Source organism: Acidimicrobiales bacterium (assembly GCA_035316325.1).
Classification (GTDB): domain Bacteria; phylum Actinomycetota; class Acidimicrobiia; order Acidimicrobiales; family VFJN01; genus DASXTK01.
The window spans coordinates 1-14689 of record DATHJB010000172.1; the positions used below are offsets into that span (position 1 = coordinate 1).

General features: G+C 72.6%; 14 protein-coding genes. 8 read left to right on the forward strand and 6 right to left on the reverse strand.

What is annotated here, in order from left to right; translation table 11 throughout:
- Positions 1-64: 64 nt before the first annotated feature.
- From VK611_22865 to VK611_22885, 5 genes are read right to left on the reverse strand one after another with little or no spacing between them, the layout of a single operon-like run.
- The gene (locus VK611_22865; GenBank protein ID HMG44193.1) at positions 65-877 is read right to left on the reverse strand and encodes a sugar phosphate isomerase/epimerase; all 813 of its coding nucleotides are present in this window, start codon (positions 875-877) and stop codon (positions 65-67) included.
- Between the two features lie 20 nt (positions 878-897).
- A complete protein-coding gene (locus VK611_22870; GenBank protein ID HMG44194.1) occupies positions 898-1917 on the reverse strand; it encodes an oligopeptide/dipeptide ABC transporter ATP-binding protein in 1020 nt (339 codons plus the stop codon).
- A complete protein-coding gene (locus tag VK611_22875; GenBank protein ID HMG44195.1) occupies positions 1910-2950 on the reverse strand; it encodes an ABC transporter ATP-binding protein in 1041 nt (346 codons plus the stop codon). The genes VK611_22870 and VK611_22875 overlap by 8 nt, the downstream gene beginning before the upstream one ends.
- On the reverse strand, positions 2950-3924 hold the full coding sequence (locus tag VK611_22880) for an acyl-CoA dehydrogenase family protein (protein HMG44196.1): 975 nt from the start codon (positions 3922-3924) through the stop codon (positions 2950-2952). Before VK611_22880 ends, VK611_22875 begins: the two co-directional genes overlap by 1 nt.
- Position 3925: 1 nt before the next feature.
- Positions 3926-5101, reverse strand: coding sequence for an acyl-CoA dehydrogenase family protein (locus VK611_22885; GenBank protein HMG44197.1), 1176 nt, complete (start codon positions 5099-5101; stop codon positions 3926-3928).
- Positions 5102-5235: 134 nt separating this feature from the next.
- Between VK611_22885 and VK611_22890 the strand changes: the two genes are divergently transcribed.
- A complete protein-coding gene (locus tag VK611_22890; protein HMG44198.1) occupies positions 5236-6006 on the forward strand; it encodes an SDR family oxidoreductase in 771 nt (256 codons plus the stop codon).
- A 73-nt stretch (positions 6007-6079) separates the two neighbouring features.
- Complete coding sequence (locus VK611_22895; GenBank protein ID HMG44199.1) at positions 6080-7183, forward strand: LLM class flavin-dependent oxidoreductase; 1104 nt, start codon at positions 6080-6082, stop codon at positions 7181-7183.
- Here VK611_22895 and VK611_22900 read toward each other — a convergent pair.
- On the reverse strand, positions 7169-7897 hold the full coding sequence (locus tag VK611_22900) for an FCD domain-containing protein (protein HMG44200.1): 729 nt from the start codon (positions 7895-7897) through the stop codon (positions 7169-7171). The two genes, VK611_22895 and VK611_22900, sit on opposite strands and share 15 nt — an antisense overlap.
- A gap of 168 nt (positions 7898-8065) precedes the next feature.
- Between VK611_22900 and VK611_22905 the strand changes: the two genes are divergently transcribed.
- The 6 genes from VK611_22905 (at position 8066) to VK611_22930 (ending at position 14689) form a co-directional block, all read left to right on the forward strand.
- On the forward strand, positions 8066-9256 hold the full coding sequence (locus VK611_22905) for an acyl-CoA dehydrogenase family protein (GenBank protein HMG44201.1): 1191 nt from the start codon (positions 8066-8068) through the stop codon (positions 9254-9256).
- The gene (locus VK611_22910) at positions 9257-9961 is read left to right on the forward strand and encodes an enoyl-CoA hydratase/isomerase family protein (GenBank protein ID HMG44202.1); all 705 of its coding nucleotides are present in this window, start codon (positions 9257-9259) and stop codon (positions 9959-9961) included.
- Positions 9961-11106 (forward strand): acyl-CoA dehydrogenase family protein, encoded by a 1146-nt coding sequence (locus tag VK611_22915; GenBank protein ID HMG44203.1) that lies wholly within the window; start codon positions 9961-9963, stop codon positions 11104-11106. The genes VK611_22910 and VK611_22915 overlap by 1 nt, the downstream gene beginning before the upstream one ends.
- A complete protein-coding gene (locus VK611_22920; protein ID HMG44204.1) occupies positions 11103-12620 on the forward strand; it encodes a class I adenylate-forming enzyme family protein in 1518 nt (505 codons plus the stop codon). Before VK611_22915 ends, VK611_22920 begins: the two co-directional genes overlap by 4 nt.
- Positions 12617-13588 carry an acyl-CoA dehydrogenase family protein gene (locus tag VK611_22925; protein ID HMG44205.1) on the forward strand — a complete coding sequence of 324 codons (972 nt, stop codon included), beginning with the start codon at positions 12617-12619 and terminating at the stop codon, positions 13586-13588. Before VK611_22920 ends, VK611_22925 begins: the two co-directional genes overlap by 4 nt.
- A gap of 78 nt (positions 13589-13666) precedes the next feature.
- On the forward strand, positions 13667-14689 hold the full coding sequence (locus tag VK611_22930) for an LLM class flavin-dependent oxidoreductase (GenBank protein HMG44206.1): 1023 nt from the start codon (positions 13667-13669) through the stop codon (positions 14687-14689).

The following is a 14689-nucleotide window of genomic DNA, read 5'->3' on the forward strand; positions in this document are numbered from 1 at the left end:
AACAGCCTGACACCATGACCCAACCCAGAGCCCACCCGTCACCTCAACCCCCGGTCCGGAAGGCCTAGGGCCCCTCCGCACACGCCCACCCGCGGACGGTGCCGACCCCACACCGCCAGGCGTCCGACGTGCTCCGGACCGGATCCTGCCGGCGCAGCTCCTCCGAGAGGACCTCGAGGCTGACCAGCCCGTCCCAGCCCTTCGCGACCAGCGCTCGGCCGAAGCGGGAGAGGTCGAGGTCGCCGTCGCCGGGCAGGAGCCGCCGATGGCTACTGGCGTGCTGGAGGTCACCGACCACCGGGAGCCGGACGTCGGAGAGCTGCACCATGGCGATCTCGTCCGCGGCCAGCGACTCGACCTCGGTCCAGGTGGCGCTCCCGCAGCCGACGTGGAAGGTGTCGACCAGGATCTTCACCGACGGCCGGCCGACGGCCGCGGCCAGTGCGCGGGCCTCGTCCAGCGTCGCCGCGGCGGTCCACGGGATGAACTCGATCGCCAGTCCGGAGCCCGCCTCCCGAGCCCGGTCGGCGCAGCGCCGGAGGCTGCCGACCGTCGTCGGGCCCCGGTCGTAGACGACGGTCGGCACCCACGGCGGGTGGACGGCGTGCAGGACGGGCTCGAGGACGTCCATCGCCGCCTCGGTCGACGCGGCATCCCCGACCCGCAGCGGGCCGAAGGTCGCGCAGGCGGCCTCGTGCGCCGAGAGCAGGGACGCCAACCGGTGCGGATCAGCCCTCAGCTCCCCACCCGCGAAGGTCCAGTCGTCGACCTCGACCGACGTGAAGCCCGCCGCGACCGCGCTGCGCAGGTGCCGTGCGAAGGTCACGTCGCCCGCGAAGCGCGCGGAGTGGTTCCCGAGGCTGTAGGCCAGCTGCATCGCGGCTCAGCCGGGGCGCCTCAATCGCGCACGACGATCGGCGCGTCGACGGGAACGCCGTCGACGGGTGCGTCGCGACGATCGTGCAGGTGGCACTCGACGAAGTGCCCGGGCTTGACCTCGGCGAGCGAGGGCGCGTCGGTCGAGCACCGGTCGAAGGCCACGGGGCAGCGGGTGTGCAGCGGGCAACCGGACGGCGGGTGCAGGGGCGACGGGACCTCGCCGCGCAGCTTCGTCGCGGCGCTCCCGGTGCCGTCGTCGTGGGCCGACAGCGCGGCGTCGAGGAGGGCCCGCGTGTAGGGGTGGAGCGGATCGGTGAAGACCTGCTCGACGGGGCCGAGCTCGACGATGCGGCCGAGGTACATGACCATGACGCGGTCGGCCATGTACCGGACCGACGCGAGGTCGTGGGCGATGAGGATGCACGCGAACCCGTAGTCCTCGCGCAGGCCCTTCAGGAGGTTCATGATCTGCGCACGCACCGAGACGTCGAGGGACGACACCGGCTCGTCGAGGACCATCGCCTCCGGCTTCAGCGCCAGCGCCCGGGCGATCGCGACCCGCTGGCGCATGCCGCCGCTGAGCTCGTGCGGGTAGCCCGACCGCAGCGCGGGATCGAGCCCGACCGCCTCCAGCAGCGCGTCGACCCGCGCCCCGATCTCGTCGCGCCCGCCGCGCTTGTGGATCTGCAGCGGCTCCGCGATGGAGCTGCCGATCTTCATGCGGGGGTTGAGCGACGACGTGGGGTCCTGGAAGACGGCCTGGACGGCGGCTCGGTACCGGTGGAGCTCTCGCCGCCCGAGCTGCGAGATGTCCTCGCCGTGCCAGCGGACGGCGCCGGTCGTCGGGCGCTCGGCCCCCAGCACCATCCGCGCCACGGTCGTCTTCCCGCACCCCGACTCCCCCACCACGCCGACCGTCTCGCCGGCGTGGAGCTCCAGGTCGACCCCGTTGACCGCCCGCACCCGGGCGCCGTGCCAGCCGCCGACGGGGAACTCCTTCGTCAGCCCGTCCAGCGTGAGCACCGCAGCGTCAGTCATCGTGCCTCCAGCACCGCGACAGGTGCCCGGGCCCGATCTCGGTCGCGCCCGGCATCTCCTCGCCGCACTCGTCGGTCGCGACGGGGCACCGCGGGTGGAACGGGCATCCGGCGGGTCGGTCGAAGATCGACGGCGGCGAACCGGCGATCGACGGCAGTACGTCGATCTTGCGCTTCGCATCCGGAAGCGACTTCAGCAGCCCGACGGTGTAGGGGTTCGCCGCGGACCGCAGGACGTCGCGCGTGGCGCCCGCCTCCATCACCCGGCCCGAGTACATGACGACCACCCGGGTGCACAGCCGGGCGACCACCCCGAAGTCGTGGGTGATGAGGACGGTCCCGAAACCCAGGCGGGTCTGGGCCTGGTCGAGGATGTCGAGGAAGTTCGCCTGCACGGTCGCGTCGAGCGCGGTGGTGGGCTCGTCGGCCAGGAGGACCTCGGGTTGGCAGGCGAGGGCGATGGCACCGGCCACCCGCTGGCGCATGCCGCCGCTCAGCTCGTGGGGGTAGGACCGCATCACCCGCTCCGGTGCCGGCACCTGCAGGAGGCGCAGCATGTGGAGCGCGGCCTGCTCGCGCTCGCGGCGTCGGAGCCCCTGGTGGATGCGCAGCGGCTCGTTGATCTGGGTGCGGATCCTGAAGACCGGGTCGAGCGACGACATCGGATCCTGCAGGATCATCGACAGGTGCTTGCCGCGGTACCCGCGCCGGGCCTTGGGCGGGAGGGCAGCCAGGTCCACGCCCTTGAACAGGATCTCACCCTCGATCTCGGCGTTGGCCGGGAGGAGGCCCATGACCGCAAGGGCCGTGACGCTCTTGCCCGACCCGGACTCGCCGACGATGCCGAGGGCCTCGCCCGGGCGCACCGAGAAGGAGACGTCGTCGATCGCGTGCCCGACCCCGCGGCGGTCCCGGAACCGCACGCTGAGGTTCCTGACCTCGAGCACCGGCGGGGGCTCGTCGACCCCGGCCTCGGTCTGCGCGTCGGACTCGGTGGCCGGGTCCGCGGACTCGTCCGATGCGATCGCTCCCATCAAGACTCCTCCATGCCGTCCATGCCCTCACCCGCCCCGAGCCCGATCAGCGTAGCGACGCGCTCCCGGCTGGAACGGGCGTCCATGACCAGGTGGGCGGACGACTGTGCCCGCCGCAGGTACCGGTGGGCCGGGTGCTCCCACGTGAAGCCCAGGCCGCCCAGCACCTGGATCGACCGGTGGGCACAGAAGATCGCGGCGTCGGCCGCCACGGCGTGCGCCTGCCGGACGGCCAGCTCGACGCTCGGGTCGCCCCGCTCGGCTGCGTCGGCCGCGCTGTAGACGTGGCTGCGCGCCGACTCGACGGCGATGTACATGTCGACGCACTGGTGGCTGATCGCCTGGTTGGAGCCGATCGGCCTCCCGAACTGCAGGCGCGTCCGCGCGTGCTCGACGGCGACGTCGAGGCAGGCGCGCCCGATGCCCGTGAGCTCGTGCGCGACGGCGAGGAGACCTTCCCGAGCCATGACCGATCGCACGTCGGCCAGCGCGCCGACGATCGTCGGCGCCGCAACCACCTCGAACGCGGCGAGCGGACGACCCGGGTCGAACGACGGCACCGGTTCGAGCCGGACCCCGGAGCGCTCGACCACGCCGACCTCGTCGCCCTCCAGCACCAGCAGGTGGGTCGCCTGGTCCGCGCTGACGACGAAACGGTCGAGCGCCACGACCGGGAGCGCGGTGCCCGCGCGCACCGCGGCGCAGAGCGCGCCGGTGGGATCGAGGTCCTCCAGCACCGGCAACGCCACCCCGAGCACCGGCACGATCGCGCCGCCGGCGCAGGCGTAGCCGGCCTCCTCGAAGAGGACCCCGCGCTCCGGCTGGCCCGGCAGCTCGGCGCAGCCGATCTCGACGAGCCGGTCGAACAGCCCGTCGCTCCCCCGCTCGCCCTCGGGCCGGCGACCCCAGTCGTCGAAGACTCGGACGAGGGTGGCCCGGAGGAGGTCCTGCTCCTCGGTGAAGAACGCCTTCATGTCAGCGCGCCCTCGGCAGGCCGAGCGCCCGTTCGGCGATGACAGACTTGAGGATCTCGGTGGTCCCTGCCTCGATCGACCGCGCACGGCCCCGCAGGTACTGGTAGGGCCACACCCCGTCGTCGAGGCTGTGCGGGCCGTCGTTCACCTGGGCGGCGACGCCGAAGATCTCCATGGCCAGCTCGCCGATCCCCTGCTCCACCCGCTCCCAGATCAGCTTGCGCACGGAGTCCTCAGGGCCCGGGGTGCCCTCCATGATCCTCGGCAGGGCCCGGTTGTTGGTGAGCCGCAGCGACTCGAGGTCGAGCTGGATCCGGGCGACCCGATCCCGGGTCACCGGGTCGCGGCCGAGCCCGGACCGCCGGATCGCGGAGATGAGGTCGTCGAGGAGGATGCGCGACGCGACCTGGAGGGCGTAGGTCATCGTGCCCCGCTCGTGCATGAGCGTCGTCAGCGCGACCCGCCATCCCTCCCCCTCGGGCCCGAGCAGCTGCTCCGCAGGGACGACCGCCCCGTCGAAGAACACCTCGTTGAACTCGGCGTCGCCGGTGATCTGCACCAGCGGCCGCACCTCCACGCCCGCCTGGTCCATGTCGACGATCAGGACCGTGAGGCCCCCGTGCTTCGTGTCCCCGTCGCCGGTCCTCGCCAGGAGCATGCAGAAGGAGGCGACGTGAGCCCAGCTCGTCCACACCTTCTGACCGTCCACGGTGTAGTGGTCGTCGGCGAAGCGGGCCCGGGTCCGCAGCGACGCGAGGTCGCTCCCCGCGTCGGGCTCGCTGAACCCCTGGCACCAGATCTCCTCGGCCGCGAGCAGAGGAGGCAGGTAGCGCCGCTTCTGCTCCTCGGTGCCCCACTCGATGATGGTGGGCCCCACCATGTACAGGCCGATGACGTTTATCGGCTCCGGCGCCTGCAGGGACGCCGCCTCCTCGTTGAAGATCACCTGCTGCACGAGCGATGCGCCGCGCCCGCCGTAGTCCTCCGGCCACGACAGCCCGGCCCAGCCGCCGTCGAACAGCTCGCGCTGCCACCACGTGCGGATCTTCAACGCCTCCTCGGCGCTCGAGTACCGCAGGGCGGACCGGTCGGCCCAGCCTTCGGGGAGATGACGACGTAGCCACGAGCGAGCCTCTGCGCGAAACGCCGCGTCCTCTCCCGTTTCACGCAGCCCCACCGTGCGGACCCCCTTCGTCTGCCAGCGATCGCCCCTCAACTAGAGTGCGCAACCGATCGGTCGTTCGTTCGGTTGATCTAAGTCGCGGGATCGTCACGGCGTCAAGCGTGTGCGGCCGGTCGAGAGGAGGATGCATGGCACCGGAAAGCCCACTTGCCTCGCAGGTCGTCCTGGTCACGGGGGCAGGACGCAACCTCGGGCGCACGATCGCGCGGGAGGCGGCGGCCGGCGGCGCGCGCGTCGGGGTCAACGTCCGCTCCGACGCCGAAGCCGCCGACCGGGTCGTCCGGGAGGTCGAGCAGGCCGGCGGCACCGCGCTGGCCCTGATCGGCGACGTGGGCGTCGAGGACGAGGCGATCGCCGTCGTGGATCGCTGCGCGCGCGAGTTGGGCCCCGTGACGTCGGTGATCCACAGCGCCGCGTACCGCTCGCACGGCGAGCTCGTCGACCTGGAGCTCGCCGAGTGGCGCCGGCCGCGCCAGGTGACTCTCGACGCCGCCTTCCTCCTCGCCCGGGCGACGCTGCCCGCCATGCGGGCCGCCGGCTTCGGACGCTTCGTCTTCATCGGGGGGTCCGCGATGGTCAATGCGCTACCTGTCGGCCACGGCCACGTCGCCACCGCCAAGGCCGCTCTCCGTGGGCTCGTGCGGGCGATCGCCCAGGAGGCCGGGCGCGACGGGATCACGGCAAACGTCGTCTCTCCCGGTGTGATCGACACCGAGGCGCGGGCTTCGGTCGTGCCGACCTACGGGGGCTGGAACCCGGCCGATGCCTCGGCGCTCGGGCGGATGGTGTCGATGCACGAGGTCGCGTCGCTGTGCCTCCACCTCTGCCGCCCGGAGGGCGCGATCGTGACGGGCCAGACGATCAACGCGGACGGCGGGACGTTCGGTTTCGGCGACTGATTGCCCCTATGCTGCCAGCCATGCCCGATCGGTCGTTCGTTCGGTTTGTGTCTGCTGCGGAGGAGGTCGGTCGATGAAGCTGGGCATCGCCGGCAACGCCCGCCCGCCGATCGCCCGCGTCGGCCCTGACGCGGCGCGGACCGAGGCGAAGGGCTTCACCACGGCCCTCTACGCCGACCACATGATGAGCTGGTTCCCCGACTCGATCTGGACGCCCGCCCACACGGCGGCGGCGACGGCGCGTCCCTCGCCCCACGACTACCTCGACCCGGCTTGCACCGTGATGGCGGCGGCCGCCGCCACCGAGCGCCTGACGCTGGGCGTCGGTGTCACCGACGTGCTGCGTACCAACCCCGCCGTGGTCGCCCGGACGGCGCTCACCCTCGACCATGCGACGGAGGGCCGCTTCGTCCTCGGCCTCGGCGCCGGGGAGGCCGAGAACCTCGTCCCCTACGGGATCGCCATGGACGACGCCGTCAGTCGACTCGAGGCGGGCCTCGAGATCATCCGCACGCTGTGGGAGGCCGACGGCCCGGTCTCGCTGGACAACGGCTACTGGCCGCTGCGCGACGCCGTCCTGGGGCTCGCGCCCCACGTCGCCGACCAGCCCCCGCGCATCTGGCTGGCGGCCCGGGGCCCGCGGATGCGGCGCCTGACCGCCGAGCACGCCGATGGCTGGTTGCCGATGTTCGTCGACCCGGACGAGTACGCCTCGTCGCTCGCGGACATCCAGGGCCGCCGGGCCGCCGCGGGTCGGTCGGGGCCCTTCGACGCCGCCTTGTACGCGTTCGTCGCCGTCGGCGAGTCGCGCGAGCACTGCCGGGCGATGTTCGAGTCGCCGGTGTTCCGGTGCCTGGGCCTCCTCCTGCCGGCCAGCGCCTACGCCCGACACGGTCTCGAGCACCCGCTGGGAAGCGGCCGGTACGGGCTGCTCGACTTCGTGCCGTCCTCGTGGGACGAGAGCGCGGCACTGGAGCTGCTCGCCGGTGTGCCGCCGGAGATCGTCGGCGAGGCGATCATCCACGGCTCGGCCGACGACGTCGCCGACGACCTGCGCCGCTACGCCGACGCCGGCTGTGACCAGGCGATCCTCGCGAACGTGTCGTTCCTCACCGATCCGACGCTGGTCCGCCCGAGCTACGCGGCCTTCGACCGGCTCGTCTCAGCGCTGGCGTAGGCCGAGCGGTTCGTCGAGCGATCGGGGGTCGACGGTCTCCAGGATCCACTTGAGGTGTTGCGACATCCGCCGCTCCGCGAGCGATCCCTGACCGCCGTGGATCGCCTGGGCGATCTTGGTGTGGCGCTCGATCGTGAGGGCGCGGCGCTCCGGGTCGCCGTACACGTCGGCGATGCCGGCGGAGGGCGCGGCGAGGTCCATCAGCACGCCGACGAAGAGGAAGACCACGGGGCTCCCGCTGAGCCGGGCGACCTCCCGCTGGAAGGTGGGTGCGAGCTCCATGAACTGGCGGGCGGAGACCGCCGCGCCCTTGGCGGTCGTGCTGCTCCAGAAGGTGAGCAGTCCCTGACGGCCCTCGACGTCCGCATGCTCGGCGGCGAGTGCCGCGGCGGCCGGTCCCACGACCAGCTCCGCCTGGAGGAGCTGCCGGAAGGTCGTCTGCTCGGACTGCAGGAACACGCGGGCGGCCGCGGTCACACCGGCCCCTGACGGGCGCCGACCGAAGATCCCGCCGTTGATGCCGCGCCGGACCACCACGAGCTGCTGCTGCTCGAGCAACCGGGCCGCCTGGCGGATGGTCGGCCGGCCTACGCCGAGGATCTTCATCAGCTCGTCTTCGGAGCCGAGCGGCCACTCCTCCTCGTCGCCCTCGTGGGCGAGGATGTCCTCGGCGAGGAGATCGGCCGCCTGCCGCGCCGCCGAGTTGATCGTCATCCGCTTCAGGGTGCTGGTCCTCCGTCTCGTCGCGCCGCTCGGCGACGCTACCACGATGATCGCCCAGAAGTAGGTTAAATCGATATCTCAGGTATTTGACATGCACGTGGACGGCGACGATCATCGAGGTTCGTGTTCCTTGACCTTCCGGCGGAGACGAACGAGGTTGTGGCAGGGGTCGACAAGTTCGTCGACGCCGTCGTAGAGCCCCGGATCGAGAACCTCCAGCCGATCCTCGACGACCCCCACCAGCTCTACGGCCCCGACCGCCGACTGCACCCCGACGTCCAGGCGGCCCGGAGGGACATACGGCGGACCGCGGCCGAAGCCGGCTACTACCAGATGTTCGCACCGACCGACGTCGGCGGCGGCGGGATGGACAACGTCACGCTCTACGCCGTCTGGCACGCGCTGTACCGCCGGGCCGGCATGCGCAACTGGCTGGCCTTCGACGCCATCGCCCACTGGGCCACCGGGCCCAGCCACCTGCTGCGGGACATGTCCGCCGCCACCCGGGAGGCCTACGACGAGCCGATCCTGGGCGGCGACGTCACCCTGTGCTTCGCGCTCTCGGAGTCGAACGCCGGCTCGGACGTGTGGCAGATGCGTTCCCGCGCCGTCCGCACCGACGACGGGTGGCTCCTCAACGGCGAGAAGCAGTGGATCACGAACGGGCCCTACGCCGACGTTGCGCTCGTGTTCGCGGTGACCGACCCGGCGGCGGCCTCGGCCCGCCGGGGCGGGATCAGCGGGTTCTTCGTCCCCATGTCGACCCCCGGCGCGTCGGTCGCCAGCGTGCTGCGGCTCTTCGGCCACGCCAGCTCCAACGAGGCCACCCTGGCCTTCCAGGACGTGGCGCTCCCCGAGCACGCCCTGATCGGGCAGGAGGGCCAGGGCCTCCCCCTGGCGCTGTCCGGCACCTCCGTCGGGCGGATCTACAACGCCGCCCGGGCCGCCGGGCTCGCCGCATGGGCGCTCCGGATCGCCACCGAGTACGCCACCGAGCGGGTGACGTTCGGCAAGCCGGTGATCGAGCACCAGGGCGTGGGCTTCGCGCTCGCCGAGTGCGCGACCGAAACCCTCGCGGCGCACCTCCTCGGCCTGCACGCGGCCCGCACCATGGACGCCGGGCTCCCGGCCACCATCGAGGGCGCCATCGCCAAGAGCTGCTCGACCGAGACCGCGGTGCGGGTGATCGACCGGGCCGTGCAGGCCCTCGGCGGCATGGGCATCACCAACGAGACGCACCTGTCGCAGGCCTGGCAGGAGATCCGGGCGGTCTGCATCGCCGACGGGTCCGCCGAGATGATGCGCCGCCTGATCGCCAAGCAGCTCGCCGCCGGAAAGGTCCGCTACTAGGTGGCCGCCGCGAGCACCAGGCACATCACGGTCCAGGAGGTCGACGGGGTGCCCGGCGCGCTGCGCCTGATCCTCGACCGGCCGCCGGCCAACGCCTTCGACCTCCGGCTGTACCAGGAGCTCGGCGGTGTCCTGCGGGCGATCGGAGCCGCCCCGCCGCGCTGCCTCGAGATCGGGTCCGCGCTCCCCAGGTTCTTCAGCGGCGGGCGGGACCTCAAGGAGCCCCCGACATCGCCGGCGGACCTGCCCGAGCGCCATCGCGCGGTGACCGAGCTGTACCGGACGCTCCATGGCCTCGAGTGCCCGACGATCGCCATCGTCGAGGGGCACGCCCTGGGGGCCGGCTGCGTGATCGCCTCGCTCTGCGACTTCCGCGTCGCCACCTCGGCGGCGGCCTTCGGCCTTCCGGAGGTGAAGGCCGGGAGCGTCGGCGGCGCCCGCCACCTCCTGCGCCTGCTGCCCCACGGCGTCGTACGGGGCATGGCCCTCAGCGCCCGCCCGCTCCCCGCGGCGCGCGCCGCGGCACTCGGGATGTGCGACCTCGTCGACGACGACCAGGACCCCTGGGCGGCCGCCGACGAGCTGGCGCGGGAGGTCACGGCGTTCGACGCGGACACGGTGGCGCGCGTCAAGCGGGCGCTCAACGACAGCGAGGACGCCGCGCTCTGGGACGGCTTCGCGATCGAGCTGGCGGCGGGGACCTGATGCGCTCGGCCCTGCGCGACATCGGCCTCGACGAGGACGAGCGCCGCTTCGCCGCCGAAGTGCGAGGCTTCCTGGCCGAGACGGCGCCGCAGCGCGACCGCTTCCAGATCTTCAAGGACCGCGGGGGTGCCACGGCGAAGCTCTACCGGGAGCTCGGCGAGCGCGGGTGGCTCGGCCTCACCTGGCCGGAACCCCTCGGCGGCCTCGGCCGCCCGGCCATGTACGAGCTCGTCCTCTGGGACGAGATGGCCTACGCACGCGCGGCTCGGCCTCCGGTCGGCGCCGGCATGGTGGCCCGGTCGATCGTCGAGTGGGGCACGCCCGAGCAACACGACCGCTTCCTCCCCGGCATCCGCTCCGGTGAGGAGGCCTTCTCGCTCGGCTACTCGGAGCCCGAGGCGGGATCCGACCTCACGTCGCTGCGAACCCGGGCGCGGCGCGACGGCGACAGCTACGTCGTGACCGGAGAGAAGCGCTGGACGTCCGACGCCCACACCGCCGACTGGCTCTGGCTGCTCTGCCGCACCGGGACCCAGGAGGAGCGCAGCGCCGGGCTCACGCTGCTCGTCGTCGACCTCGCGAGCGCCGGCGTGACCGTGTCGCCGATCCCGACCCTCGACGGGCACCGACTCAACGAGGTCCGGCTGGACGACGTCGTCGTCCCCGCGGCGAACCGCGTCGGCCCGGAGGGCGGAGCGTGGGAGATGATCCGCGTCGCGCTCGCCCGCGAGCGGCACCTGCAAGTGATGCCGGGTCGCCTCGAGCGCGACCTCGAGTCCCTGCAGCGGCTGCTCGACGACCTTCCTGACCGGGGCGACCGCCATCGCGAGGAGCACGCCGGCCTGGTCGCGCGGGCGTTGGCGGTACGGGCGGCCGTGTACCGGTCGGTGCGAGCGGCGCAGCACGAGGAGATCACGCCCGCCGTAGCGGCGCGCAACAAGATCGTCGGCACCACGCTGATGCAGCAGATCGCCCGCTTCGCCGCCCGCGTCGGAGGCCGCGCCGCGGTGCTCCGGGGCGAAGACCTCGAGCTGCTGTGGCGGGAGTCGATCATGGAGACGGTCGCCGGCGGGACGACCGAGATGATGCTCACGGTGGTCGCCCGCCACGGCCTCCGCCGGTCCCTGCAGGAGGAGGCGCAGTGATCGCCGGCGACGAGCTCGCGGTGCTGCCGCCACTGTCGCCCGTCCGGGCGATCGCGCTCCAGGCGCGCTACCGCGCGGGGAAGACCGCGATCGACGACGGCGTGCCCGTGACCTACGGCGAGCTGTGGTCGGGGGCCGTGCGAGCTGCCGAGGGGCTGGCGTCGGCCGGCGCGACGCCGGGCACCGCGGTGGCGTTCGCACTCGACCCCGGCGCCGACTACGTCGCCCTGCTGCTGGGCGCCATGCTGACCGGCGCCGCCGCAGTGCCGCTGAACACTCGGCTGCGGCCGGCCGAGGTCGAGCAGTTCCTCGCCCCGGTTGCCCCTGCACTCGTCGTCGCCTCGGACCCCTACCGCGACCTGCTCGACCTGGTCGAGGGCCGGGACGTCGAGGGGTTGCCCGGCGCCCGAGGGAAGGTGGCCGTACGGCGGACCGTGCACGGACCGATCGACGACCTGGCGCCCGGTGGGCTCCTGGTGGGCACGGGCGGCACCACCGGCGTCCCCAAAGCCGCTCACTTCGACCACGAGCGCTTGTGGCTGTGGACCGCGGCCAGCGCCGCCAACAACCAGGTGCGCGCCGCCGACGTCGAGCTGTTCGTCTCCCCGTTCTTCCACGGCACCCTGGTCACCGGCGTGCTGACCAGCCTCACCCAGGGCGCCACTGTGGTCACGCTCGCTCGCTTCGACGCCGATCGAGCCGTCGAGCACATCGCCGACGGCCGGATCACCCGCATGCTCGGCGCCGCGACGATCGTGGAGAGGTTGGTGCGCGCCGCTCGTGGGCAGGACCTCTCGACGTCCCGGCTGCGCTTCCTCCAGTTCGGCATGAGCTCCACCCGCAGTGGGTTCGCCGCCGACATCGCCGCGGCGTTCCCCGGCACGGCGGTGATCACCGGCTACGGCACCACGGAGTACGGCCCGGTGACCCGAACCTACAGCTGGGACTTCGACGAGCACGGTGATCCGATCGGGGTCGGCCGGCCCGTGCCGAGCGCGGACATCGTGATCGAGGCCGACGGCCAGCTCCATGCCGTCGGCGGCCCGGAGGGGGAGATCCTCGTGTCGGCGCCGTGGCAGATGCTGCGGTACTGCACGTCGGACGTGGAGCTGCAGCGCTCGGCCTTCGAGGGTCGCTACGTCCGCAGCGGGGACATCGGCCGGTTCGACGACGACGGGTACCTCCACATCACGGGCCGCCTGAAGGAGGCGATCCGCACCGGCGGCGAGAACGTCTTCCCCGCGGAGGTGGAGACGGCCCTCCACCGTCACCGCTCGGTGGCCGCCTGCGCCGTCTACGGGGTGCCCGACCCGGAGTGGGGCGAGCGGGTCGAGGCCGCTGTGGTCCTCGAGGACCGCGTCGTCGACGTGCGCGAGCTCGAGGCCCACGTCCGGTCGCTCATCGCGGGGTACAAGGTGCCGAAGCGCATCGTGCTCGTGGACGCCCTTCCCCTGACCAGCCTGAACAAGGTCGACCGGCGTGCGCTCCGAGCGGCGGCGGTGGCGGCGCCATGACGGCCCTCCGCACGGCGGTGCACGACGACGCCGAGCTCTTCGGCCGGACGGTGCGAGCCGCTTGCCTGGATGCGTACGGCGACGAGGGAGAGGACAGGTCGCGGCCGTTCGACGCGGGCCTGTGGCGGTCGCTCGGCGACGCGGGCGCGTGGGGCGTGGCCACGACCGGCGGCGGCGATGTCGGCGACGCGGTCGTCGTCGCCGAAGTCCTCGGTTCGGAGGCCGTCTGCGGGCCGCTGCTCCAGACGTTCCTCGTCCTCACGTCGGGGCTCGAGGTCGACGGCGTCGAGAGCGGCGACCGGATCGCGGCGGTCGCCGACGGCGACACGATGGTGCCGTGGGGCGGCGCCGCCGACGTCTTCGTCCGGCTCGACCTGGCCGCCTCGACGGTGGGCATGGCCCGCGCCGAGCCCCGGCCCCGGGCGGCGGCGACGCTCGCCGGCGAGCCGTGGGCCGAGGTCGCCGTGGAGCCGGTCGGGCCGACCGCTCCCGCCGGCCGCGCGCTCGCGGTCGCCAACGTCGTCGGCGCTGCGTACGCAGTCGGCGCTGGCGGCCGCGCCCTCCAGCTGTCGCTCGACTACACCGCGGAACGCCGCCAGTTCGGCCGGACCCTGCTCAGCTACCAGACGGTCGAGCACCGGCTGGCCCAGGTGGGCGCCGAGCTCGACGTCGCCGCCGACCTGGTCGTCGGGGCGGGACAGGCGCTGGAGCGCGGCAGCGACGTCGACTTCGAGATCGCCGCGGCCCACGCCGCTGCCGCCCGGCTCTACGCCACCGAGATCGCCACCCAGGCGGGATGGCTCGGCCACCAGCTCGCGGGCGGCATGGGCTTCGTCGCCGGGACCCTCCTCAGCGCGCTGTCCACGCGGGCCCAGCAGCTTCGGCACCAGCCCCCGCCGCCGGCAACGGTCGAGGCGGCCACGTTGGGGTGGCTGCGATCGTCGATGCCCGCTCCGGCCGACCGCTGAGCGGGCAGCACCTGCCTCTCGCCTAAACCGGTATCTGTGTTATCGTTATGATCTGAACTGCTCAGATAGGAGGGCACGATGAGGTTCGGGGTTTTCCAATACCACGCGGTCCCACCCCACTCGCACCCCTACGACGTGGTGCAGCACGGCCTGGCCCAGTCCGTCGAGGCGGAGCGGGCGGGGTTCCACGAGGTGTGGCTCGCCGAGCACAACGGCCGGGGCTACGGCATGGTCGGCAACACCGTGGTGGCGGCCGCGGCGATCGCTGCGGCGACCAAGCGGATCCGGATCGGCACGGCCATCGTCCGGCTCCCGCTGCACAACGCGGTGCACCTCGCGGAGGACCTCGCCTATGTCGACATCCTGTCCGGCGGACGCATGGACTGGGGCATCGGCAAGGGCTACGACGAGCTCGAGTTCGCGTCGTACGGGATCGACTTCGAGCATCGCGAGGAGCTCTGGGAGGAGACCTACGAGGCCGTCACCCAGATCTGGCGATCGGGGCGCACGAAGTTCAAGGGCCAGCACTTCGAGTTCGCCGACGCGGAGCTGCTCCCTCCACCCCTGCAGCGCCCGACGCTGCCCACCTACGTCATGGTGTCCAAGAGCGACTCGTCGGTGCTCTGGGCCGCCGAGCGGCTCCTGCCGATCGTCATCGGGTCCGGCCCGGACTGGGACGACGTCAAGCACAAGCTCGACCTCTACGGCGAGACCGCCGCCGCGGCCGGCCACGACGAGCTGCCCATCCGGGAGACGCTCCAGCGCTGCTGGCAGATGAAGCAGATGCACGTCGCGGCGACCACCGAGCAGGCCGTCGAGGAGTTCCGCGACAGCCTCATGTGGTACTTCGAGGCCCTCGGCAACCGGGCGATGTTCGGCTTCTCGAAGGAGACGCAGCCCTACGACTACTTCATCCGCCACCCGAACGTCCTCGTCGGGTCGAGCGAGAAGGTCGGCGACGCCCTGGAGCGGTACCACGCGCACACCGGCATGGAGAACGTGATCGGGTTCTTCAACATCGGCGGGCAGCCACACCTGCAGGTCATGAACGCACTCGAGCAGTTCGGCGGAGAGCTCATCCCTCGCCTCGCCGACATCTGA